Raw genomic sequence first — 22,184 nt, 5'->3', positions numbered from 1 at the left:
CCTGTGTCCAGGCCGGGGCTAATGAGTCGTAACCGACGCACTGGCATCATCACTCGCCTCGTTCGGGATCTTCCATGTGTCGGGTTCTGCCTCGTGCGCGTTGGCAATGAAGATGTTGCCGATGTCGAAGATCAGATCACGCGAGCCGCGATAGCCGACCGTGAGCACGTGGCCGGCACCGAGGCGGTCGAATGTCGGGATGCCGAGGCGGAACAGCGGAATGTGCAGACGCTCTGCTGCCTGGCGCCCGTGGGCGTGAGTGATGAGGAGGTCGCAGTCGGCGGCGCGGTGCTCGAGATCTTCTAGATCGCCGATCAGGACTTCGTCTGTTGGGACGAGCTCCAGCAGCGGAGAATGCGTAGTAGTAATGGCCGCGGTGATTTCGCAGCCAAGCTCGTGCAGCCAGCTGGCCGTGGCCCACAAAAGATCTGGCTCAGCGCCGATGGCGATCTTCTTGCCGCCGAACTGGAAGTGGCCGTCGAGCATGGCGTCGACCAGCTGGCCACGCTGACGACGATAGCGCCGGGGAACTGGGCGGCCGCTGACGCGTGCGAGAAGCGCCATCAGCTCGTCGTTGGGGGCGAGGCCGGTGAGGCGATCGAAGACGACAGAAGGGGCGCCGGTCTTTTCCTGCATGGCGAGCGCTGCAACGCGCATCTGCTCGCCGACGGCAATGGTGATTTCGGCGGAACCCATCGCGGCGATTTCGTCGAGCGAGATACCGCCCAGCGTCGTCGGCGTGAAATCATCGGGAATGTGGCCGTCGAGCGAGCCGGAGAGATCAGGGAGGAACGACGGGGTAAGGCCGAATGCCTCGATGATCTCTCGCAGCTCATCGATGTCGCCGGGCGTCAGGTGGCACCCGGGCAGAACGTTGACGTGACCAGTGCGGCGCGGTGCACCCGGCTGGGGGGCCGAGACTAGGTCTCGCACCATTTGCGTGACAGTCTTTGCCCAGCCGTCCTGGAAGGCATCCTTGAAATCTGGCGTCGAAACATAGACGAGCTTCACGTGGTCGAGCTCGGGATGCTTCTCTCTGATGATGCGGATGAAACCGTCGACGTCGTCGCCCTTGGTCTCGGTGACGCCCGTCGAGCAGATGCCGATGATCTTCGGCTTGGTGCGATTAGAAATGTTGACGATAGCCTGCTCGACGTTCTCGAGGCCGCCCAGCACGGTTGCGACCTCGCTCATGGCCGTGGTCTGCATCGGGATGGCTTCGCGGAAATGGCGAACGAACAGCACCAGGCCGAACGACGTGCACCCTTGAGAACCGTGCAGCAGCGGCATGCAGCCCTCGACGCCCATGAAGGCCAGCGTGCCGCCGATCGGCTGGCTCATCTTGAGCGGGTTGACCGTGCAGGCTTTCTTAGATGTGGAAACCTTTGCCATCAGCGCCTCACGCAGCTTCCGTCACGGACGCGGTCTCGCTGACGCGCGCGAGGATGGACGCAATCGAGCCCGCGCACTTGCCGCAGCCACCACCAGCGTGCGTGTGCTCCGTGATGCGCTCGACCGTCGTCAGCTTGTGGTCGCGGATCGCGTCCTCGATGGTGCCGGTGTCGATGGCCTTACAGTTGCAGACGTTCTGCGCGCGACGCTTCTGCTCGGCCAGCTCCGGGTTGGCCGCAAGCTCGGCTGCTTCTTTGGCTATGGCGGCGTCGGCAACCTCTTCCCAGGTGGTCTCGTCCCAGGGCGCGGGGCGGCGGACCTGCTCCCAGATCGGGTTGGACAGCGCTTTGTCAATCTCGCGCACCAGCTCGACCATGCCGACGTAGCCGGCGTAAGCGTGGTGGCGCTCCTGGTTGATATCGAGCCAGGGCATCTTCGCCTTGAGGGCGATGAACTGCGAGCGGCCGCCCGACAGCATGATGTCGGCCTTCGCCTCCTTGAGCATCTTGTACATCTCGCGGGGCGTCATATCGTCGATCATGTGCGCGTCCTGGCCCATGATCTCCTTGATCTTCTCTTTGTCTTCCTTGGTCGACTTCTTGACGCTGGTGCCGACGATTTCCATGCCGCCTTCCTGCAGCGCGGCAACGACCGACCACGACTTGACGCCGCCGGTGATGAGCAGCACGCGCTTGCCGGCGAGACGCTGCTTGTAAACTTCAATCTCTTTCCAGGCGCGCGCTTCCTCGCGGGCGATCACCGCCTCGGTGCGCTCCATCAGCTCGGCGGGCGCGCCACGTTCGATGAGGAGGCGGGCGATCTCGCGCAGGGAGTCGCTCATGTCGCCGATGCCGTAGAAGGAGCCCTCGAAGTAGGGAATGTCGTAACGCTCCTGCATCTTGCGGGCGATGTTGATCATCGCCTTGGAGCAAACCATCATCGCGGCCTTGGCGCGGTGCGAGCAGGCAACCTCATGGTATTTGGCGTCGCCGGAGATGCAGGCGAGGATGCGGATGCCAAGCTCGTCGAGCAGCGGCTTCACCTGCCATAGCTCGCCGGAGAGGTTGTATTCACCGATGATGTTGATGTCGTACGGCGTCGTGTACTCGGGCTCCTCGGTGCCGATCACGTAGTCGAGGATTGCTTCGCCAGCGAGCTTGTTGCCGAGGTTCTTGGCGCCGACGAAGCCGGGCGAATAGATGGGAACGACGGGCTTGCCGAGCTTTTCGGTGGCGGTCTTGCAGACAGCGCCGATGTCGTCTCCGATCATCGCGGGCACGCACGTCTGATAAACGAAGACGGCCGGCGGATCGTACTTCTCGATGATTTCCTTGATCGACTTATAGAGACGCTTTTCGCCGCCGAAGACGACGTCGGTCTCGTTGATGTCGGTGGTGAAGCTGGTGCGATAAAGCTGCGATCCAGACGACTTGGCGCCGCGGTTGTCCCAGGAGTTGCCTTCGCAGGCGATGGGGCCATGCACCAGATGAGCGACGTCAGTGATGGGTTGGAGTGCGATCTTGGCACCGTCGAAAGCGCATCCGCCGGCGGCACCGCCAGGCGTCAACTGCTTAGTGCAGCCCTTCTTGCGTTCTTTCTCCGACTTGCCTTGGTTCTTCCCGCAGCCGGGCTCGTTGAAGACCTCCTGGATCTTATTGGCGAGCGTGCTCATCGGGATCTCCCAGACAACGGGCCAAGAAGCGGGGCGCCGCCCACCACGAGGGCAGACGGCGCGACCGGTTAGCGGATGATGTCGAACGAGTAGTCGGACTTCGACGGCACGTTCGAGTTGTTGTCGATCTCGTCAAAGATCTTGTCGAGGATCCACACCAGCACGTTGAGGCCGCCCTGATAGCCCCACACCGGATAACGGTGGTGATGGTGGCGATCGAAGATCGGGAAGCCGATGCGGATGAGCGGCGTGCCCGTATCGCGGTCGAGGTACTTGCCGTAGGTGTTGCCGATCAGGAAGTCGACCGGTTCAGTGAAGAGCAGCGAGCGCATGTGCCAAAGATCGCGACCGGCATATGCGTGGCAGTTGGCGCCGAAGGGCGAAGAGGCGAACAGCTCGTTGCAACGCTTCTCCCAGGTCTTGCCGCCGTTGGTCGAGAGAACGTGCACCGGCTCTGCGCCCAGCTCCATGAGGAAGCCGGCAAGGCCGAGCGTGAGGTCGGGATCGCCGTAGATCGCGAACTTTTTGCCGTGGATGTGCGCGCTGGAGTCAGCCATGGCGTCGACGAGGCGGCCACGCTCCTTTGCGAGCTCCTCGGGGATCGGCTTACCGGTGATGCGCGAGATCTCCATGAGGAACTTGTCGGTCGCGGCAACACCGATCGGGTGGTTGAAGGCGACGACTTCCTGTCCCTTGCCCTGGATGTAGGGGAGCGTCTTCTCAGTGCAGAACTCCTGCATCGAGATGGTCGCCTTGGCGTGCACGGCGTTGGCCGCTTCCTCGAGAGTGGTGCCGCCGTCGTACATGCGGAACTCGCCGTCGCTCGGCGTGTCCCAGACGTCGGAGTTGTCACCCAGGATGGTGTAGTCGACGTTCATCAGGCTGAAGATGCGCTTGACCTCGCGCAGGTTGCCTACGGTGTAGCCGTCGAAACCGCCGATGAAGTTGATCGTCTCGTTGGGCTGGCGCTCGAGTTTGGGCGCGGTGCCTGCCTTGCCATCCCAGAAGTGCTCGAAGATGCCCTTCATGACGTTGTCGTAGCCGGTGATGTGGCTGCCGACGAAGGCAGGCGTGTGGGCGAAGGGAACGTCGTACTCCTGCGGAACGGAGCCCTTTTCCTTCGCCGTCTTGATGAAGGCGTTGAGGTCGTCGCCGATGACTTCAGCCATGCACGTGGTCGACACCGAAATCATCTTCGGCTTGTACATGTTGTAGCTGTTGGCGAGGCCGTCGATCATGTTGTTGAGGCCGCCGAACACCGCCGCGTCTTCGGTCATCGACGAAGAAACGCAGGAGCTCGGCTCCTTGAAGTGGCGCGAGAAGTGGCTGCGGTAGTAAGCGACGCAACCCTGCGAGCCGTGCACGAACGGCAGCGTAGATTCGAAGCCAACCGCGGCGAATACGGCGCCGAGGGGCTGGCAAGCCTTAGCCGGATTGACGGTCAGCGCTTCGCGAGCAAAGTTCTTTTCGCGATACTCTTCCGTCTTAGTCCACTCACGGACGCGCTCAACCTCGTCCGCCGGCACGGCATTCTCAAAGTTCTTCTTCTTGTTCTCGAGCATCTCCTTGTATTCCGGCCCGCGGAATAGGTCGAAGTGGTCGAGGACGTTGTCGGCGTTCTGCGCCATGGCGGAATCCTTCCAAACGAATTGGGTGAGGGTGGCCGCGCCCGCTCAAGGCGCGGCCAGCGGTTGTCAGTTCCAAGGAGTCTTTGCGAGCTTCCAGACTGGCGCGTTGATCGCCATGTCCATGTCGCGTGCGAAGATCGCGAAGCCGTCGTAGCCGTGATAGGGGCCCGAGTAGTCCCAGGAGTGCATCTGGCGGAAGGGTACGCCCATCTTCTGGAAGACGTACTTCTCCTTGATGCCAGAGCCGACGAGGTCGGGCTGGATCTTCTCGACGAACTTCTCGAACTCGTAGCCGGTCACGTCGTCATAGATGAGCGTGCCGTCTTTCACGTAGTGCGTGGTGCGCTGGTAGTCGTCGTTGTGGCCGAACTCGTAGCCGGTGCCGACAACTTCCATGCCGAGGTCTTCGTAAGCGCCAATGACGTGGCGCGGACGCAGACCGCCGACGAACAGCATCACCTTCTTGCCTTCGAGGCGTGGGCGATACTTGGCGATGGTGGCGGCCATCAGCGCCTGATACTTGGCGATGACGCGCTCAGCGCCTTCCTTGATCTTGTCGTCGAAGTGGCTGGCGATGCGACGCAGAGACTCGGCGATCTTCGAGGGTCCGAAGAAGTTGTACTCGACCCACGGGATACCGTACTTCTCTTCCATGTGGCGCGAGATGTAGTTCATCGACCGGTAGCAGTGCAGCACGTTCAGCTTGGCTTTGGGCGTTGCCTCGAGCTCAGCAATGGTGCCGTCACCAGACCACTGGGCGATCACGCGCAATCCCATCTCCTCGAGCAGGATGCGCGAGGACCAGGCGTCGCCGCCGATGTTGTAGTCACCGATGATGGCAACGTCGTAGGGCGAGGACTCGAACGGAACCGGCTTGCCGGCAGACTTGTCGAACACCCAGTCGCGAACGGCGTCGTTGGCGATGTGGTGGCCGAGCGACTGCGATACGCCGCGGAAACCTTCGCAGCGAACCGGAACGATGGTCTTGCCGCCGTATTCCTTGGATTTCTGCTTGGAAACGGCTTCGATGTCGTCGCCGATGAGACCGATCGGGCACTCCGACTGAACGGTGATGCCCTTGTTGAGCGGAAACAGATCCTGGATTTCGTCCATGATCTTGGCGAGCTTCTTATCGCCGCCGAAAACGATGTCCTTCTCCTGGAAGTCGGAGGTGAACTGCATCGTGACGAAGGTGTCGATGCCCGTGGTGCCGATGTAGTAGTTGCGGCGTGCGGCCCACGAATACTGGCCGCAGCCCACCGGGCCGTGGCTGATGTGGATCATGTCCTTGATCGGACCCCAGACCACGCCCTTCGAGCCGGCATATGCGCAGCCGCGAATGGTCATGACGCCCGGGATGGACTTGATGTTCGACTTTACGCCGCAGTCGGGCTTACCCTCTTCGTAAGTGCCGATGTGCTTGGCGCGGCGCTTTGCTGTCTTCTCGGGATAGACCTCGAGAACCTCGCTGATGAGCGCCTTGTTGCGTGCCTTGATGTCTTCGAGCTTTTCCGCTGTCGCTAGGCTCATGGTGCTACCTCGAAATTGCCTGCCTAGTCGGTCCCGCCGATGCGGGACCGACATTGGGTGTGTGGTGACGTCGCTTAGGCTGCAGCGCCGGATGCCAGCTCGGCAGCCGTCTTGCCGACCTGAGACTCGTCGACCGCCTTCATGATGCCGTGCTCCATGAGGAGATCTTCGAGCTCGTCCATCGTGATCGGGGTCGGGATGATGCCCTTGCCGATGTTGGCGTCGACCTTCCGGGCGAGCGTGCGATAGTGCTCGGCCTGCTTGGAGTCGGGCGCGTACTCGACGACGGTCATGCGGCGCAGCTCGGCGTGCTGCACGATGTTGTCGCGCGGCACGAAGTAGATGAGCTGGGTGCCGAGCTTCTTGGCCAGAGATTCGGCCAGCTCGAGTTCCTTGTCCGTCTGACGCTCGTTGCAAACGAGGCCGCCGAGACGCACACCGCCCGAGTTGGCGTACTTCAGAATGCCCTTGGAGATGTTGTTGGCGGCGTACATGGCCATCATCTCGCCAGACATAACGATGTAGATTTCCTGGGCCTTGTTCTCACGGATCGGCATAGCGAAGCCGCCGCAGACAACGTCGCCCAACACGTCGTAGGAAACGTAGTCAACGCCTTCGTAAGCGCCGTTCTCCTCGAGGAAGTTGATCGAGGTGATGACGCCGCGGCCGGCGCAACCAACGCCCGGCTCGGGACCACCCGACTCGACGCAACGGATGTCCTCGAAGCCAATCTTCATGACGTCGTCGATTTCGAGGTCCTCAACGCTGCCGGCTTCGGCGGCCAGGCTGAGAATGGTGTCCTGGGCCTTTGCGTGGAGGATGAGGCGCGTGGAGTCAGCCTTGGGGTCGCAACCGACGATGAGGATCTTCTTCCCCATCTGTGCGAGAGCGGCCAGCGTGTTCTGCGAGGTGGTCGACTTACCGATGCCGCCCTTGCCGTAGAATGCGATCTGCCTCAGTGATGACATTATGGTCTCCTTCGTCCCGTGTGTGCGTGTGCGCTAATTGCGCTGGTCCTTCCTGCGGTGTGGCTGCTGTGTGATTTCTGGATGTCGTGCTCGCCCGCATGCGCCCATCGATCCAGCAGCCAACCGCCTGCAATGAAGAGTTTTGCAACGACTGTGCCAGCCTTTTCAGGCGGCTGAATTGCGCGTAATTACAGCCGCTTACGGCTCGCGCGGCGGTGTTGTTGCGAGATGTTCTAAACCCGACATTCGCGCCGGGCTGGGCGACATCGGGGGTGGCGCCTGTATGAAAGAACACAACGCAGATCAGGGACGGGAATGCAGAATCGCCGGTTTGTGCGGGATTTGCGCGGGGCTCTGGCCGGGAGGGCGCTGGTATGAGCTTTGCTTCGCCTCAATGAGGAATAGATGGCGAGGTCAACATGCAGATTGGGGTCGAATCTTCGCGGGCGGTCGAGAACAAGCGCATCTTCGTCGTCGATAACGACGAGATCATCCGCTCAGCGCTGCAATTCATGCTGCACGACGAGAACGAGACGCACGAGCTCAACAGTCTCGACCATGCCTTTCAGAAGGCTGTCGACTGGAAGCCGGATCTACTACTGCTCGGAACGAATGTCGTGCAGGAGAAAGGTACAGCCGTACTGGCGGAAATCGCGACCCGTCTCCCCGACACCAAGGTCATGCTCGTGGCGGACGCCGCAAACGATCCTCTGGCGCTGTCGTGCCTCGAATCCGGGGCGCACGACATTCTTGCAAAGCCACTGACGATCGAATCGGTGCGCTACAAGGTGGACGTGCTGCTTGGGCGTCGTAAGCTGCCGATGCTGTCGCTCGATTTGTTGCAACCCATACAGAGGCTGTGAAAAGCGCCATGCGGGTTCGGGCTGCATTCAAGCGCATCGGCATGGGCGAAGCGCGCAACCTCATAGAAGGCCGCGAGTGTGAGCTTCTGATCCTCGACGTGCGGGATCAAAGAAGCTACGCGGAGGGGCATCTCCCCGCGGCGCGTTGGGTCTCCGACAAGGAAGTGTACGAGCTGCTGACGAGCCATCCGAAGCAGCATCCCGTCCTGATCTACTGTTACCATGGCAATGCCAGCCAGACCTACGCGCAGACGTTCGTCGATTTCGGATTCGAGGATGTGTTCAGCCTCGATGGCGGATTCGAACTTTGGCGTACTGTCGAGGGAGCGCCAGTCGAGATTCCCGGCACTCAGTCATGAACAATGTGCTCGCGCTCGAGAAGCTGATCGACTTCGGCGCGCTGCCCCAATCAATCGACAACTTGGTGCAGCGTGGGGTCGCCGCTTACCGCACAGACCGGGCGGAAGCCGACCGCCTGTTCCGCGAGGCGCTGGAGGAAGGGCCAGAGCATCTGCCGCTCTATTTCTGCCTCTACAAGATTCACACGTATCAAGGCAGCCTCGACCTGGCGTTGGAAGCGGCGGAGGCGGGCTTGCGGGAGGCGGCGCGGCAAGCGGGGTGGGCGGACGATTTTCGTGCGTGGACACCGCCTGGCGAGCCGATCGATGGACCCGGCCGCTTTGCGCTCTACACGCTAAAGGCGCTGGCATTCATACGGCTGCGTCGCGAGGAGCCCGCCGAAGCGCGCGAAGCGCTCCGGCATCTTGAACGGCTCGATCCAACCGGATCAATTGGATGGCCAGTGGTCGCCAGTCTGGCCGATGCGCTGGTGTAGTGCTCTCTCCGTCGTTACATGCACGGCCCGGAGCCACCTGCGCAAAAAAGGAGGCCAGCCTCGCGGAGGCTGGCCTTTGAGAGTTCGTTGCAGAGACGGCTCGCCGCTTAGGCCGGCAGGGCGATAGACTTCACTTCAATTGGGAAGTCGGCAACCGTCGAGATTTCGCTGAGCTTGATCTCGGCCTTGCCAGGGCCGACAGAAAAATCGGCGACTGTCGTACCATCCGCCTTAAATGCGCGCGCAAAGCCCGGTGTGCCGACAGCACTTGCCTTGACGGGATTGCTCTCGAACTGAGGTGCGGCGCTGGCGGCGAACGCGGGTGTTGCGAAGGTGAATGTCGCAAGGACTTCACTGCGCTCCACGGGAGCATCCGCGCTCACCGGACGCGCTACCGAGTAGAACACCAACTTGCCGCCGGCGAGCTCTGCCTTGATCTCGTCGGGGTTCTTTCCCTCAAACGCTGAGGCCACTTTCATCGTCTTATCTCCGTCAATCGTAAAGTGCGATCAGTGTTGCGCCGCCATCCAGGCGCCGTTGGCCGTTGCCTCGCGCGGCTGCACCAGATCGCCGATGAACTTGTCGAGCGGGATGGCGATGCGCTCGATGTTCTGCTCGACCAAGAAGCGTGCCTCGTTGCGGGTCGGCTCATCGGGCAGGACAGCCCAATGCTTGTCCGAAGAGCGCTTCATGATCTGGCGCGCGAACGTGCGCTCGAGCTGGTTGGCGAAACGGCAGCCAAGGAACAGGAAGTGACGACCGCGCCGGATGTTCTGCACCGGCTCGGGGATCGGCGTTTGAATGTCGATCTCTGTGAGCACCTCGACATAGTCGGTGTCGGACACCAGGAAGTTTGCGGCGGGACGCACGGAGCCGAGCGGCTGATAGAGCAACGTTGCCCAGTTTGCTGCTTCGACCGGCGCCACGGCGGGCGGCATGCCTTCGGCGGCGCTGGTCGCTGCGGCCCCGGCGTCCACGCGCGTTCCGTCCGGACGCAGGTAGTGCACCCAGTTGCCGAAGTGCTCCGATTGGCTGACGCCCTGGACGATGCCCCAGGACGGCCGTCCCGCAAGCGCCTGCTGAGGGAGGTCGTCATACCAAGCGTGCACGAGCAGCGGCAGCTTGGGCTGGGCGGCGAAGAACCGGTGCAACACCGTCGGCGGAACCTTCGGGTCGAAGGCTTCAGCCATTGCCTTGGCGACAGTCTTGCGATGCTTGAAGTTCTCGATGAACTGCGCCGCCGCAGATAGGTTATTGCGGATCTTGTGCGGCACGCTCGCCTTCGCGGTGAGGCGTGCGACCAACTGATCTGCGGAGGTCGGCACCGGGCAATCGTCACCGGTGAGCGCCAGTACGCTTGGTCCCAGATACGGGATGAGCGTGCCGGCTCCGAGCGCCGAGCGAATTGCCTCGATGCTGCCTTGGCTCATTGAATCGTTGCTCCGCTCTTGAGCGCTTCAATGCGCGTGCGCGTTTCACGGAAAACGCCGCGGCCGCCGGACAGTGGCTGGTACTGCCCCTTCAGCTCCTCGCTCAGGGTGTCGAACCACTTCTGTGGCGTCGCGCCCGCCGGGCGCTCGCCGATCTCGGTGACGCTGCCGTCCGGCGCAAAACGGACATGCACAAGCACCATTGCCTCTCCCATTTCCGTACTCCTTCTGTTGGCTGTTAGAATCCCGACGAGAAGCCCAGAAGCTCCACCGTCACGTTGTCTGTGCCAAAGCGCGCCTGGCATGCGAGCCGCGATTTCGAGCCGACGCCGACGATGGTGTCGAGCTTCTCGTTCTCAGCGCGCTGAACCTTTGAAAGGCTGCGGCGGCCGTCGTGGACGAAGATATGGCAAGCGCCGCACTTGGCGTTCCCATCACACTTGTGCGCGATGCCTTCCTCGGCGGCGAGCAGGGCATCGAGGACGCGTGCGCCTTCGACGACATCCACTGTTTTGCCGGATGGCATGATCGTCATGGTGGGCATTATTTTGGTCTCCTGGATAATCCGATGGCTGTGTTGTTCGGGTCCGCCTACAGGTAGATGGCGGTACCAGCACCCACGTTGATCGATGCGTCCTTCATCGTTCCGATGATGAAAGCTATCTGCTCTTCAGTCAGGTGAGTGTGGAATGGGAGGGCGACAGCGCGATCAGCCACCTTCTCGGTGACGAACAAACTTCCGCGCCGGTAGCCGTACTCGATGTAGCGGCGCTGCACGTGCAGCGGAGTGGCGTATGCGGCCGCCTCGATACTCTCGGTGTGCAGGTCCTCGACGATGGCGTCGCGGCTGGAGCGCGAGAAGCGAGTACCGAGATGCACGACGTAAAGGAACCAATGCACGACGTCGACGTCGGGGCCGATGTAGGGATCCTTGATGCCCTCGAACGACTGAACGTAATCGTAGTACCAGCGCTCGGCGCGCTTGCGCTTTTCTAGGATGACCTCGAGCCTCTCGAGCTGCACCAGACCAAGCGCGGCCGACATGTCGCTCATGGCGCACTGAAAGGGTGCCGTCATGCCAAAGACCACGGATGAACGGTCCTCGGGGCGGCGGCTGCGCAGCTGCCGCAGTTTGCTGGCGAGGTCGTCGTCATCGGTAACAACCATGCCGCCTTCGCCGCATACGAGGGGGCCTGGCTGTGAGAAATCGAACACGGACATGTCGCCGAAGGTGCCTACCTTCTTGCCCTGGTAGATCGACCCGATGGCCTCGGTGGAGTCCTCGATCAACACGGTGCGATGGCGGTTTGCCACCTCGCGCAGTTTGTTCCATGGCGCCGGATGGCCGTTCACGTTGGCGCCGATGATGGCCTTTGTGCGCGCGCCGATGACGGCTTCCGCCTTCTCGGGCACGATGGTGCCGGCCCAATAGTCGATGTCGGCGAACAGCGGGCGGGCCCCTAGCGCGGCGATGGCGTGGGCGCTTTCGCGCCAGCCATAGGGCGAGGCCACCACCTCGTCGTTAGCTGTTATTCCGGCCGCCTGCAGGGCGAGCACAATGCCCATGGTCCCACTGGATACCGCGACAGCATGCCTGCGTCCGAGGTAGTGGGCGAATGCCGCCTCGAAGCGCTGGACGACCGGCCCGGCGGAGATGCGCGGTGACTGAAGCACCTCGCTCACCGCATCGAGCTCGTCGTGCGTGATGTCGGGATCAGAAAGTGGGATCCACGTGGGCTTCATGACAGCGTCTTGCGCTCCGCTACAACAAGCCCCGTCGCGCGGCTGGGGTCATCGGTGAGGCGCCAGCAATGATCGGCGCTGTCGACCAGGTAGAGGCTGAAGCGGCCGTACTCGCGGAACGGCGTTTCGGTGTCGATGTCGGAAACATCGCAACGCGTGAGGGACAGGTCGGGGAAGCGCTCACGAAGCTCGGCGAATACCGTCTCGGGAGGACGCGTCGTCAGAACCTGTTCAATGTCGGCAATTTCGTCCTGTTCAAGCGACATGACTATTCCCCACTCAGCTTGCGCGCCTCGACCGTGATCGGGAGCATGGTTTCGGGTGCCATCTCGGGAAGCTGCAGCTTCCATCCATTTGCGAGCATGATGAAACCGCCCCACATATCGGGCTTCTCAACCTCGACGATCGGCTCTTCCAAATCCTTCTTGGGCACGTAGGCGGAAAGCTGGCCTTCGTGGCTCCTGCGGATCATCACCTTCATTCACTGGCGTCCTTTTGTTTGACATCGATCGTCGGTGGTGCGCTGGAGAGCTCGATCTCGTTTTCGAGACAGCCGACGATGCGGCGCTCGTTGAACTCGACCAAGTAGATTGCGACGTTCGCCTCGACGTGGCGGCCTACCTGCACGATCTCACCGACGTCGCCGACCTTGGCGAGAAGCTCGTCCTCGGGAACGTCGGGGAAAGAGCCGTCATTGAAGAGATCGACGGTGGCGCGCACGCGCTGGCCCCATTCGAACTTGGGGGCGACTGGCTCGCGCGGGATGACAGCCTCTGCTGGTGCCGCCGTTTCGGCAGTGCTCGTTTGCTCGCTCATAGTTCGGACTCCGGCGCGGATGCTGCCGGCGCGGGCGCGGGCTCGGGATTGGCGGGCTCGAGCTCCTTGCGCTTCATGCCGACGCGATAGCCCGTGCTCACGAACTCGACGCCGTAGATGTAGAACTGCTGCAAGAACGTGCCGATGCTGACCACGTAGCCCTCCTCGCCCTTCTTGACGAGAATCTCGCCGATGTCCTTGCCGGGGAACGTCCCGTCATTTCGGATCGTGCGGCGTGAGCGCACCTTGGCCCCGTAGTCGTACAAAGGCGGGTCGTTGAGCTCGACCGTGTCGCTATCGCGGCTGATGTTCGTCATCGTCGCACCTCGTGGATCAGAAGCGTTTTGCGTTGGTGTCAGTCGTCGTCATCATCGCGGCCCTTGCGCTCGAGCACTTCGAGAAGCACGCGGCCGCCCAGTTTGTTTGTGGGATCGAGATCGAGAAGCTTCTCCACCGCAAGGCGCGCTTCGCCCTCGTTGCCGAGGCGCATATTGAGGTACGCATAGCCCTTGAGCGTGAAGAGATAGAAGCGCGGCAGCACTGCGTCCCAACCGCTGAAATCCGCGTCGTCACGCGCGACGTCGCGCCAATTGCTGCTGAGCCCATTCTCGCGGGCTGCCTTGGCGAGGCATACGCGCGCAACGTCGAGCGCCTCATCGAGACGGCCTTTGTAGAAGTAAAACCGGTAGAGACCGATCAGCACGGCCGCATGGCCCGGGGCGAGCGCCTCGGCGTCACGCAGGTGCTGCTCTGCAAGGTCTGCGTTGTGATAGGACAAGCTCGCCATGCGCAGATGGTGTTCGGCAGCGGCCGGGAGACCTTGACCGAGCAATACGCTCGCGATGAGCGCGTCGTCCGCCAGAGGTGCCTCCATGCTCCTGACCGCTGCCGTCATCGTCGCCCCTAACTCAGCTTGAGCGACGAAGCGTCAACTGCCGGCGCCTTCTCCGAGGAGCAGCCGCACGACTTGGCCTTGGGATCGTGGAACACAAACCCGGTCTGCAGCGGCGAGTCGACGAAGTCGACCGTGACTCCGTCGAGCAGCAGTCGGCTTTCGGCCGGCAGGAAGAACTTGACGCCGCTCACGTCCACGACAGCATCGCCCGAGCGCGGTTGCGTCTCGACGCTGAACTGTGCCGCCAGTCCGGAGCAGCCTCCCGCCGTAACCTCGAGACGGAACCCGCTTCCCGGACCGCCGTCGAAGCGCAACATGCGTTGGATGAACTTCTGTGCAGCGGGTGTTACGCTCATGTCCATGGAAGCGTCCTCCTCAAGCCGGCGCCTGGTAGCGCGGATAGGAGGTGTCGATGATGCACGTATCATCGACCGGGCACACCGCGACGCACTGCGGGATGTCGAAGTGACCGATGCACTCGGTGCACTTCTTCGGGTTGATAACGAACGTGCCGTTCTTCTCGGAGATGGCGACGTTCGGGCATTCCGCCTCGCAAGCCGAGCACGATGTGCACTGCGATGCGACGATCTTGTAGGCCATTTATCAGCTCCAGTTAGTCGAGTTTAAGCGTTGATGAGCGCGCCCTGGCGGATGTCGGCATCGCCACGCGTGACGTGCTCGATCTCTCCGCTCTTCACGCGCTGCAGGTAGTCCTTGAAGTAAGAGATTGCCGACTGCTCGATGAACTCCATCGCGTACTGATCGACGGGCTCGATGCCGGCCTTGAGCAGATCGTTCTTGGGGCAACCGCCGATCTTGGCGACGAACACTGCCGCGCAGTCGTTGATGGCGCGGATGACCGTCTCTAGGCTCGCTTCGTCGCCAAAGCCGCCCTGGCAGTAGAGATCGACGCGGCGATGACCGACGAACTTCGCACCGGAGGTGGAGAGCTCGTAAATCTGGAACTCTTTGGCGTGACCGAAGTGCTCGTTGATGCGGCCGCTGCCCTTGGTGGCGACAGCGACGAGAATCTTGATGTCGCTCATCTCGCCGGCCATCGTGGCAAGCTCTGCCTGCTTGGCTTCAACCTTGGCCTGACGTTCGCCTTCGACCTTCTCCTGATAGGCCTTGCGCGTGTCGAGGTCGTATTTGACGTCCATCTGCATGATCTTGTCGGTGGTGAACTCCGAAGAGCGATCCTCACCAAGCAGACCAACGGCGTCGGCGCGGCACTGACGGCAGTGACGCATCATGTTCATCTCGCCTTCGCAGTCGTCCTGCAGCGCCTTCAGCTCCTGCGCCGTCGGACCACGCTGGCCGGTGAGGCCGAAGACGGTGCCGTGCTCGGGCGCGGAGATGAGCGGCATGATGTTGTGCAGGAAGGCGCCGCGCGATTTGACGGCCTTGTTCACCTCGACAAGGTGCTTGTCGTTGATGCCTGGGATCATCACCGAGTTGATCTTGCAGAGGATGCCGCGCTCGGTGAGCATCTCGAGGCCGCGCAGCTGGTGCTCGGAGAGAATGCGCGCTGCTTCGACGCCCTCGATGCGGCGGTGATTGTAGAAGATCCAGGGATAGATCTTGGCGCCGATTTCCGGGTCGACCATGTTGATGGTGATGGTGACGTGATCGACGTTGAACTTCTGGATCGTGTCGACGTGCTCAGGCAGGGCCAGACCGTTGGTCGATAGGCACAGCTTGATGTCGGGGGCTGTCTGCGAAATCAGCTCGAAGGTCTTAAAGGTCTTGGCAGGGTTGGCGAGCGGGTCGCCAGGGCCTGCGATGCCGAGCACCGTCATCTGCGGGATGGTCGATGCGACCGCGAGCACCTTCTTGGCCGCCTGCTCAGGCGTCAGCTTCTCGCTGACCACGCCGGGGCGCGATTCGTTGGCGCAATCGTATTTGCGATTGCAGTAGTTGCACTGGATGTTGCAGGCCGGCGCAACGGCGACGTGCATGCGTGCATAGTGGTGGTGCGCTTCCTCGCTGTAGCAGGGATGGTTCTTCACCTTCTCCCAGATCTCAGCGGGCATATCGCCCTGACCTGCGCCAGTGCCGCAGCTCGCCTTGCCGCTGCCGCCCTTGGTGCCGCAGCCTTTGTGCTCTGCAATTTCCTGCATCACCTCGTCGAGTGAGCGCGGATCTTCCTTCGCTGCCTCAACGTTGCGTTCAACTAGTCCGTCCATAGTGCCGACCTCGCTATGCCCGTGGTGGCGATTGCATCGGCGGCCGAGCTTTTGTCCCGTGTCGGCCGACGACCCAATCGCCGTCTAGAAAGGCTCTAGGCAACTTGCGTGCCACGCGTCGCACGCTCTCCAACACATTGAAATAACGCCGCTTTCCAATTGTCGCTTGCGATGTCGCGATGCCGACAGCGGCGCGAGAAATGTCGGAGCTGTTGGGAACCCGACATCGGTCAGGAGCGCGCATGCGTCGTGCGTCGCGGAGGCGACGAACGACGAAGTGCGGCGATAGCGGATTGGTCAGGCGAAGAGGTCGCGCGCTTTGATCAGCGCTTCTGCCAGGCGGTCGACTTCGCTGCGCGTGTTGTAAAGCGCGAACGAGGCGCGACACGTGGCGCCGACGCCGAAGCGGCGCAGCAGCGGCATGGCGCAATGGGTGCCGGCGCGGACGGCGACGCCCGATTGATCGATGAGGGTCGCAAAGTCGTGTGCGTGCGCTTCCTTCATTTCGAAGGAGACGATGGCTCCCTTGTCGGCGGCATTGCCAATGATGCGCAGGGAGTTGATCTCGCGAAGCCGCTCGTGAGCGTACTTCGTCAACTCGGTCTCGTGGGCGCGGATGCGCTGCTTCCCGATGGAAGCGATGTAATCCAGCGCGGCGCCAAGACCGATCGCCTCGACGATCGGTGGGGTGCCGGCTTCGAAGCGGTGCGGCGGCACGCCGTAGGTGATCTTGTCCTCGAACACCTCGTTGATCATTTCGCCGCCGCCGTTGAAGGGGCGCATGCTCTCCAGAAGCTCGTACTTGCCGTAGAGAGCGCCGATGGCGGTCGGCCCGTAGAGCTTGTGGCCAGTGATGACGTAGAAATCCGCGTCGATGTCGCGCACGTCGGCGTCGAGATGGACGCAACCCTGCGAGCCGTCGACGAGCACGGGGATGCCGCGCGCATGAGCGAGGCTCACGACCTCCTTCACCGGCACGATGGTGCCGAGCACGTTCGACATGTGGGTAATGGCCACCATGCGCGTGCGTGGCGATAGCAGCTTCTCGAACTCGTCGATCAGGAAGTTGCCGTCGTCGTCGACGGGCGCCCACTTGATAACGGCGCCGTACTGCTCGCGCAGGAAATGCCAAGGAACGACGTTGGCGTGGTGCTCCATAATGGAGAGCACGATTTCATCGCCAGGCTTGATCCGGTCGCGGCCGAACGTATAGGCCACCAGATTGATCGCCTCAGTGGCGCTGCGTGTGAACACAATCTCGTCCGCGCGCTCGGCATTGAGGAACGCGCGCACCTTTTCGCGGGCTTCCTCGAACGCGGCTGTGGCAGCGTTAGACAGATAGTGCAGCCCGCGGTGCACGTTGGCGTATTCGGACGTATAGGCGTATTGCATGCGGCCAAGGACGGCTTCCGGCTTCTGCGCGGATGCAGCGTTGTCGAGATAGACAAGCGGCTTGCCGTGCACGCGCATGCTGAGGATGGGAAAATCCTCACGCACGCGCTCGACGTCATAACTGCCGTTCTTGACCGCTGGATGCATGTCAGTGTCCCCGTGCGTCCATCGTCGCATCGACGATGGCGCTGAGCGCAACGCGGACGCCCTCGCTAGAGATGCCGTCGATCACCTCGCCAAGGAAGGCCTTGATGAGCAGCGCCTCGGCTTCGTCTGCGGGAATGCCGCGGGCCATCAGATAGAACTTCATCTTTTCATCCAGCGCGCCACAGGTGGTGCCATGGCCGCACTGGACGTCGTCGGCGAAGATCTCGAGCTCAGGCTTGTTGTCGGTCTCGGCCGTCTCCGAGAGCAACAGCGCTTGAGACATCATGCGCGCGTCGGTCTTCTGCGCCTTGCGGCGCACCATGATCTTGCCTTGGAAAACCGCGCGGGCGGTGTCGTCCAGAACAGACTTGTATAGCTCGCGGCTCTGGCAACCTGGCGAGGCGTGGTCGAGAACGAGTGTTGTATCGGCGTGCTGGCGGTTCTTGAGCAGGTTCGCGCCGCGCAGATCGACGATTGCGCCCGTCCCGTTGCAGGTGACGAACAGCTGGTTGCGCACCATGGCGCCGCCGCTTGTGAGCGCGAAGTCGCGGAGACGAGCGCCAGCGGCCAGCACCGCGCCGGTGGTCGACACGTGGATGGCGGCAGCGGCATCACTGCCGAGCTTGACGTGATCCAGCTCTGCATCTTCGCCGAGATCGACGTTGATGGCGCTGTTGACGTGGTATTCCTCGGCGCCGAAGGCCTCGTGGCTCTCCAGCAGGGTCAAGCGTGCGCCGGCGCCCAAGGAGACCTGCGAGCGCACGAAGATGCTGGCCGGCTTTTCGGCGCAGTTGGCAAAGACGAGATGGATTGGCCTGGCAATGTGCTTGCCTGCCTCGACGGCGATCACCACGCCGCCCGCCATGAACGCGGTGTTGAGCGCGTACGCGATGTCGCCCTGGCTGACGTTCGAATCGCTAATGCGCTTGACCACCTCGGCATCGCCAGCGGCGAGCGCGTCAGCGAGCGAGGTGATGGTCAGGCCGTCATCGAGCTTGGTGAGATCTGACTGCTCGGCAACGAACGTTCCGTCAACGAAAACGAGGCGGCGCGGCTTGATGGCTGCGAAGGCACGCCCCGCATCGTTGGCGCGCTGGCGCTCTACAGCTCCTGGCGGTGCCGCGAGTGGGCGTGCTTCGCGCAGGAACTGGCGCAGGTCGGTGTACTTCCACTGCTCGACGCGGCGCGTGGGCAGCCCGCACGCCTCGAAGCGCCCAAACGCGGCGGCGCGCTGCGCCTTGACGTTGGCGCTGCCGGGAAGGTCTGCACCGACCTCGGCAAACGCCTTGATGAAGGCTTCGTCGGCGGCGGTTCTAACCGGGCGTGCTTCCATGTTCATCGGTTCACGCTGCCTCTTCTACGTACTCGGCGTAGCCGTTGGCTTCGAGTTCGAGCGCAAGCTCCTTGCCGCCGGTGCGGACGATGTGACCCTTGGAGAAGACGTGCACGACGTCGGGAACGATGTAGTCGAGCAGGCGCTGGTAGTGGGTGATGACGATCATGGAACGATCGGGAGAGCGCAGGCGGTTCACGCCATCGGCGACGACCTTCAGCGCATCGATGTCGAGACCTGAATCTGTCTCATCGAGGACGCATACGCGCGGCTCCAGAAGCGACATCTGCAGTGTTTCGGCGCGCTTCTTCTCGCCGCCGGAGAAGCCGACGTTCACGGGACGCCGCAGCATTTCCGGATCGATGCCGAGCTTCTCGGCCTCGGTGCGGACGCGGCGAAGAATCTCGGGCGAGGAAAGCTCGGGCTCGCCACGCTTCTTGCGCTGCGCGTTGAGCGCAGCACGCAGGAAGGTCATCGTGGTGACGCCGGGAATTTCCAGCGGATACTGGAAGGCGAGGAACAGGCCAGCGGCGGCGCGTTCATCGGCAGCCATGTCGAGGATGTTGGCGCCGTCGAGAAGGACCTCGCCGCCCGTCACGTCATAGTCGGGCTTGCCGGCCAGCACATACGACAGCGTGGACTTGCCGGAGCCGTTCGGCCCCATGATGGCGTGCACCTCGCCTTTGCCGATGTCGAGGTTCACGCCGTGCAAAATCTTCTTGCCGGCAATCTCGGCCTGAAGGTTCTTGATCTGCAGTAAGGGCGTCATTGCATATTCCTTCATCCGTTGCGGGCTGGATCAGCCGACGCTGCCTTCAAGTGAGATGCTGATGAGCTTCTGGGCCTCAACGGCGAACTCCATGGGGAGCTGCTGCAGCACATCGCTGACGAAGCCGTTGACGACGAGGGCGACGGCTTCCTCGCTCGAGAGGCCACGCTGCATGCAGTAGAACAGCATCTCCTCGGAGATCTTCGAGGTTGTCGCCTCGTGCTCGAACTGGGTCGACGCGTTGCGCGCCTCGATGTAGGGCACCGTGTGAGCGCCGCACTCTTCGCCGATGAGGAGGCTGTCGCAGTTGGTGAAGTTGCGCGCGCCGGTGGCCTTCTGGTGCGCCGACACGAGACCGCGATAGGTGTTTTCGGAGCGGCCGGCAGAGATACCCTTGGAGATGATGCGGCTCGTCGTGTTTTTGCCGAGGTGAATCATCTTGGTGCCGCTGTCGACCTGCTGGCGGCCGCTGGAGATGGCGATCGAGTAGAACTCGCCGCTGGAATTGTCGCCGCGCAGGATGCAGCTGGGGTATTTCCAGGTGATGGCAGAACCGGTTTCGACCTGCGTCCAGGCGATCTTGGCGTTGGCGCCGCGGCAGTCGCCGCGCTTGGTGACGAAGTTATAGATGCCGCCCTTGCCGTCGGCGTCGCCCGGGTACCAGTTCTGAACCGTCGAGTACTTGATCTCGGCGTCGTCGAGCGCAACCAGCTCGACCACGGCGGCGTGAAGCTGGTTCTCGTCGCGCTTGGGCGCCGTGCAGCCTTCGAGATAAGAAACGTAGGCGCCCTTGTCGGCGATTATGAGCGTGCGCTCGAACTGACCGGTCTTTTCCTCGTTGATGCGGAAGTAGGTGGACAGCTCCATTGGGCAGCGCACACCCTCCGGCACGTAGACGAACGAGCCGTCGGAGAAGACCGCCGAGTTTAGCGTGGCAAAGAAGTTATCGGTACTCGGCACGACGGAGCCGAGGTACTTGCGCACAAGGTCTGGATATTCGCGCAGCGCCTCGGAGATCGGCATGAAGATCACGCCAGCCTTGGCAAGCTCTTCCTTGTAGGTGGTGGCAATGGAGACGCTGTCGAACACGGCATCGACGGCAACTTTCGGGCGGCCATCGGCGCCGACGACACCCGCCAGCACCTCCTGCTCCTGCAAGGGAATGCCGAGCTTCTCATATGTCTTCAGGATTTCCGGATCGACCTCATCGAGTGAGTTCAGCGTCGGGCGCTTCTTGGGCGCAGAATAGTAGTAGAGGTCCTGGTAATCGATCGGCGGATAGTCGACGCGCGCCCAGTTCGGCTCGCGCATGTTGAGCCAGCGGCGGTAAGCTTCCAGCCGCCACTCGAGCATCCACTCCGGCTCTTCCTTCTTCGCCGAGATATAGCGGACGATGTCTTCGGAAAGACCTTTGGGGGCCTTTTCCGATTCGATCTTGGTCTCGAATCCGTACTTGTACTGCTCGACGTCGATGCGCCGAACGTGATCAACGGTCTCCTGGACGGCCGCCATTCTTCTCTCCGCTAATGCATACGTTGTTGGCGCTCGAGGGCGTCGTGTCGCCGCCAGACTTGGCGCGCTGGCGCGCAAGCTGTTTGACCTCGGGGTCGGGATCGTCCTGAAGGCGCGCCAACACCAATGGCGTGCCGCGCTCTGCGACGACGTAACGGACGCGTAAATCGTCATCTTCGACCAGCGCCATCAATTGCTTGGGCTCCAGCCGTGCAGCGACGGCGACGCGCACCAAGGGATCTGGATCGAACGACATGGCCGGCAGCACGTCCGACTTGATGCGGCGCGCCACTTCGCGGCGCACCTGGGGATCCGAGTCGTGCATGGCGATGGGCAGCACGTCCTCGGGCACGCGCTTTACGGCACCAAGGCGCACCCAGTAGTCGACATCGTGCAGCATGGCGACGAGCGCTGCGCCTTCCAGCCGCTGCGCCAGAACCATGCGCACCTTGCGATCAGGGTCATTGGAAAGATGGGCGATGCGGTTCAGCGGCAGTCGCTGCGCAACCATGGTGCGCACGTCCGGCTCGGGGTCGTCCATCAGAGGAGGCAGCAGGAAGATGCTGGCGTACTTGGCGGCCAGCACGCGCGTCTCGAAATAGGGGTGCTTCAGGTACTTGTCGGCTTCAGCGGGATTTGCAGCGAAGAAGCGATCGATGCGGCGGGCGCGCTGATCGCGGACGCAGATGCGACCGAGATCGCAGCGTGCTTCAGCGCGGATCGGCTCATGCGGGCAGTCGCCACACTGGACAGGGCGGCCAAGCCAATCGATGGCCGCCAGCGCAGCGTTTGCGTCGTCCGCGCCGCTCATTGCCGCGCCTCCGCGGCGAACTTTTCGCTGACGCAGGTCAGAGGCCGGCGCCGTTCCGCGCTGGTTGCGCTGCTGCGTTTTGCAATGATGCGAGACCGTTCGCCTGCGCTGTGACTCGCCATCTGTTCGCTCCGAAAGGCCTGACGACCGAAGTCGTACCGTCACCCTTTCAAGCCGCGTGCCAGAGATTAACTGGTTGAATTTGAATAGTTATAATGTGCGCGTCGGGGATTTCTGTCTGTCGTTCCCGCGACATAGATGG

General features: G+C 62.3%; 26 protein-coding genes. 3 read left to right on the top strand and 23 right to left on the bottom strand.

Annotation, left to right across the window (positions count from 1 at the left end):
- Positions 1 to 18 precede the first annotated feature (18 nt).
- From nifN to nifH, 5 genes are all read right to left on the bottom strand, one after another.
- Positions 19 to 1,392 (bottom strand): nitrogenase iron-molybdenum cofactor biosynthesis protein NifN, encoded by a 1,374-nt coding sequence (nifN, locus tag NDB2M4_RS03800; protein ID WP_072370291.1) that lies wholly within the window; start codon positions 1,390 to 1,392, stop codon positions 19 to 21.
- Between the two features lie 7 nt (positions 1,393 to 1,399).
- Entirely contained in the window at positions 1,400 to 3,064 is a 1,665-nt protein-coding gene (nifE, locus tag NDB2M4_RS03795; RefSeq protein ID WP_072370288.1) for a nitrogenase iron-molybdenum cofactor biosynthesis protein NifE, read from the bottom strand.
- A gap of 68 nt (positions 3,065 to 3,132) precedes the next feature.
- Positions 3,133 to 4,692, bottom strand: coding sequence for a nitrogenase molybdenum-iron protein subunit beta (gene nifK, locus NDB2M4_RS03790; RefSeq protein ID WP_072370285.1), 1,560 nt, complete (start codon positions 4,690 to 4,692; stop codon positions 3,133 to 3,135).
- Between the two features lie 66 nt (positions 4,693 to 4,758).
- Positions 4,759 to 6,222 carry a nitrogenase molybdenum-iron protein alpha chain gene (gene nifD / locus NDB2M4_RS03785; RefSeq protein ID WP_072370283.1) on the bottom strand — a complete coding sequence of 488 codons (1,464 nt, stop codon included), beginning with the start codon at positions 6,220 to 6,222 and terminating at the stop codon, positions 4,759 to 4,761.
- Positions 6,223 to 6,296: 74 nt separating this feature from the next.
- Positions 6,297 to 7,190: a nitrogenase iron protein gene (nifH, locus tag NDB2M4_RS03780; RefSeq protein WP_072370280.1), complete on the bottom strand. Its 894-nt coding sequence runs from the start codon at positions 7,188 to 7,190 to the stop codon at positions 6,297 to 6,299.
- 419 nt (positions 7,191 to 7,609) lie between these two features.
- On the opposite strand from nifH, the gene NDB2M4_RS03775 reads away from it, so the two are divergent.
- Genes NDB2M4_RS03775 through NDB2M4_RS03765 form a run of 3 tightly spaced genes read left to right on the top strand, consistent with a single transcriptional unit; the run spans position 7,610 to position 8,888 of the window.
- Positions 7,610 to 8,053: a response regulator gene (locus tag NDB2M4_RS03775; protein ID WP_072370277.1), complete on the top strand. Its 444-nt coding sequence runs from the start codon at positions 7,610 to 7,612 to the stop codon at positions 8,051 to 8,053.
- Positions 8,054 to 8,061: 8 nt separating this feature from the next.
- Complete coding sequence (locus NDB2M4_RS03770; RefSeq protein WP_072371771.1) at positions 8,062 to 8,412, top strand: thiosulfate sulfurtransferase GlpE; 351 nt, start codon at positions 8,062 to 8,064, stop codon at positions 8,410 to 8,412.
- Positions 8,409 to 8,888, top strand: a complete 480-nt coding sequence (locus NDB2M4_RS03765; protein WP_072370275.1) for a hypothetical protein — start codon at positions 8,409 to 8,411, stop codon at positions 8,886 to 8,888. The genes NDB2M4_RS03770 and NDB2M4_RS03765 overlap by 4 nt, the downstream gene beginning before the upstream one ends.
- 107 nt (positions 8,889 to 8,995) lie before the next feature.
- Here NDB2M4_RS03765 and NDB2M4_RS03760 read toward each other — a convergent pair whose 3' ends face one another.
- The 18 genes from NDB2M4_RS03760 to NDB2M4_RS03675 all read right to left on the bottom strand — a co-directional run bounded on the left by NDB2M4_RS03760 (position 8,996) and on the right by NDB2M4_RS03675 (position 21,922).
- Positions 8,996 to 9,367, bottom strand: coding sequence for a hypothetical protein (locus NDB2M4_RS03760; RefSeq protein WP_072370272.1), 372 nt, complete (start codon positions 9,365 to 9,367; stop codon positions 8,996 to 8,998).
- Between the two features lie 30 nt (positions 9,368 to 9,397).
- Positions 9,398 to 10,318 carry an SIR2 family NAD-dependent protein deacylase gene (locus tag NDB2M4_RS03755; RefSeq protein ID WP_072370269.1) on the bottom strand — a complete coding sequence of 307 codons (921 nt, stop codon included), beginning with the start codon at positions 10,316 to 10,318 and terminating at the stop codon, positions 9,398 to 9,400.
- Positions 10,315 to 10,533: a hypothetical protein gene (locus NDB2M4_RS03750; protein WP_072370266.1), complete on the bottom strand. Its 219-nt coding sequence runs from the start codon at positions 10,531 to 10,533 to the stop codon at positions 10,315 to 10,317. Before NDB2M4_RS03750 ends, NDB2M4_RS03755 begins: the two co-directional genes overlap by 4 nt.
- Before the next feature lie 23 nt (positions 10,534 to 10,556).
- Entirely contained in the window at positions 10,557 to 10,862 is a 306-nt protein-coding gene (locus NDB2M4_RS03745) for a 2Fe-2S iron-sulfur cluster-binding protein (protein WP_072370262.1), read from the bottom strand.
- A gap of 47 nt (positions 10,863 to 10,909) precedes the next feature.
- A complete protein-coding gene (locus tag NDB2M4_RS03740) occupies positions 10,910 to 12,061 on the bottom strand; it encodes a DegT/DnrJ/EryC1/StrS family aminotransferase (protein ID WP_072370259.1) in 1,152 nt (383 codons plus the stop codon).
- The gene (locus tag NDB2M4_RS03735) at positions 12,058 to 12,327 is read right to left on the bottom strand and encodes a hypothetical protein (RefSeq protein ID WP_072370256.1); all 270 of its coding nucleotides are present in this window, start codon (positions 12,325 to 12,327) and stop codon (positions 12,058 to 12,060) included. Before NDB2M4_RS03735 ends, NDB2M4_RS03740 begins: the two co-directional genes overlap by 4 nt.
- Positions 12,328 to 12,329: 2 nt before the next feature.
- The gene (gene nifT / locus NDB2M4_RS03730) at positions 12,330 to 12,542 is read right to left on the bottom strand and encodes a putative nitrogen fixation protein NifT (protein ID WP_072370253.1); all 213 of its coding nucleotides are present in this window, start codon (positions 12,540 to 12,542) and stop codon (positions 12,330 to 12,332) included.
- A complete protein-coding gene (locus NDB2M4_RS03725) occupies positions 12,539 to 12,877 on the bottom strand; it encodes a nitrogen fixation protein NifZ (RefSeq protein ID WP_072370251.1) in 339 nt (112 codons plus the stop codon). Before NDB2M4_RS03725 ends, nifT begins: the two co-directional genes overlap by 4 nt.
- Positions 12,874 to 13,194, bottom strand: coding sequence for a nitrogen fixation protein NifZ (locus NDB2M4_RS03720; protein ID WP_072370248.1), 321 nt, complete (start codon positions 13,192 to 13,194; stop codon positions 12,874 to 12,876). The genes NDB2M4_RS03725 and NDB2M4_RS03720 overlap by 4 nt, the downstream gene beginning before the upstream one ends.
- 38 nt (positions 13,195 to 13,232) lie before the next feature.
- A complete protein-coding gene (locus NDB2M4_RS03715) occupies positions 13,233 to 13,772 on the bottom strand; it encodes a hypothetical protein (RefSeq protein WP_072370245.1) in 540 nt (179 codons plus the stop codon).
- Positions 13,773 to 13,780: 8 nt separating this feature from the next.
- The gene (locus NDB2M4_RS03710; RefSeq protein ID WP_072370242.1) at positions 13,781 to 14,134 is read right to left on the bottom strand and encodes a HesB/IscA family protein; all 354 of its coding nucleotides are present in this window, start codon (positions 14,132 to 14,134) and stop codon (positions 13,781 to 13,783) included.
- Between the two features lie 13 nt (positions 14,135 to 14,147).
- Positions 14,148 to 14,372: a 4Fe-4S dicluster domain-containing protein gene (locus NDB2M4_RS03705; protein WP_072370239.1), complete on the bottom strand. Its 225-nt coding sequence runs from the start codon at positions 14,370 to 14,372 to the stop codon at positions 14,148 to 14,150.
- Positions 14,373 to 14,395: 23 nt separating this feature from the next.
- Positions 14,396 to 15,892, bottom strand: coding sequence for a nitrogenase cofactor biosynthesis protein NifB (gene nifB, locus NDB2M4_RS03700; protein ID WP_171988034.1), 1,497 nt, complete (start codon positions 15,890 to 15,892; stop codon positions 14,396 to 14,398).
- A 363-nt stretch (positions 15,893 to 16,255) separates the two neighbouring features.
- Entirely contained in the window at positions 16,256 to 17,497 is a 1,242-nt protein-coding gene (locus tag NDB2M4_RS03695; protein WP_072370234.1) for a cysteine desulfurase, read from the bottom strand.
- Between the two features lies 1 nt (position 17,498).
- Positions 17,499 to 18,836 carry a Fe-S cluster assembly protein SufD gene (sufD, locus tag NDB2M4_RS03690; RefSeq protein ID WP_072370223.1) on the bottom strand — a complete coding sequence of 446 codons (1,338 nt, stop codon included), beginning with the start codon at positions 18,834 to 18,836 and terminating at the stop codon, positions 17,499 to 17,501.
- Between the two features lie 4 nt (positions 18,837 to 18,840).
- Positions 18,841 to 19,599, bottom strand: coding sequence for a Fe-S cluster assembly ATPase SufC (gene sufC / locus NDB2M4_RS03685; RefSeq protein WP_072371768.1), 759 nt, complete (start codon positions 19,597 to 19,599; stop codon positions 18,841 to 18,843).
- Between the two features lie 30 nt (positions 19,600 to 19,629).
- Positions 19,630 to 21,111, bottom strand: coding sequence for a Fe-S cluster assembly protein SufB (sufB, locus tag NDB2M4_RS03680; protein WP_072370220.1), 1,482 nt, complete (start codon positions 21,109 to 21,111; stop codon positions 19,630 to 19,632).
- Entirely contained in the window at positions 21,086 to 21,922 is an 837-nt protein-coding gene (locus tag NDB2M4_RS03675; RefSeq protein ID WP_072370217.1) for a 4Fe4S-binding leucine-rich repeat protein, read from the bottom strand. Before NDB2M4_RS03675 ends, sufB begins: the two co-directional genes overlap by 26 nt.
- Positions 21,923 to 22,184 lie beyond the last annotated feature (262 nt).

The organism is Hyphomicrobium sp. NDB2Meth4 (genome assembly GCF_900117445.1).
In the GTDB taxonomy this organism is placed as follows: domain Bacteria; phylum Pseudomonadota; class Alphaproteobacteria; order Rhizobiales; family Hyphomicrobiaceae; genus Hyphomicrobium_A.
Note: the sequence above shows the minus strand (reverse complement) of the source record. Positions and strands in the feature narration are given on the sequence as shown.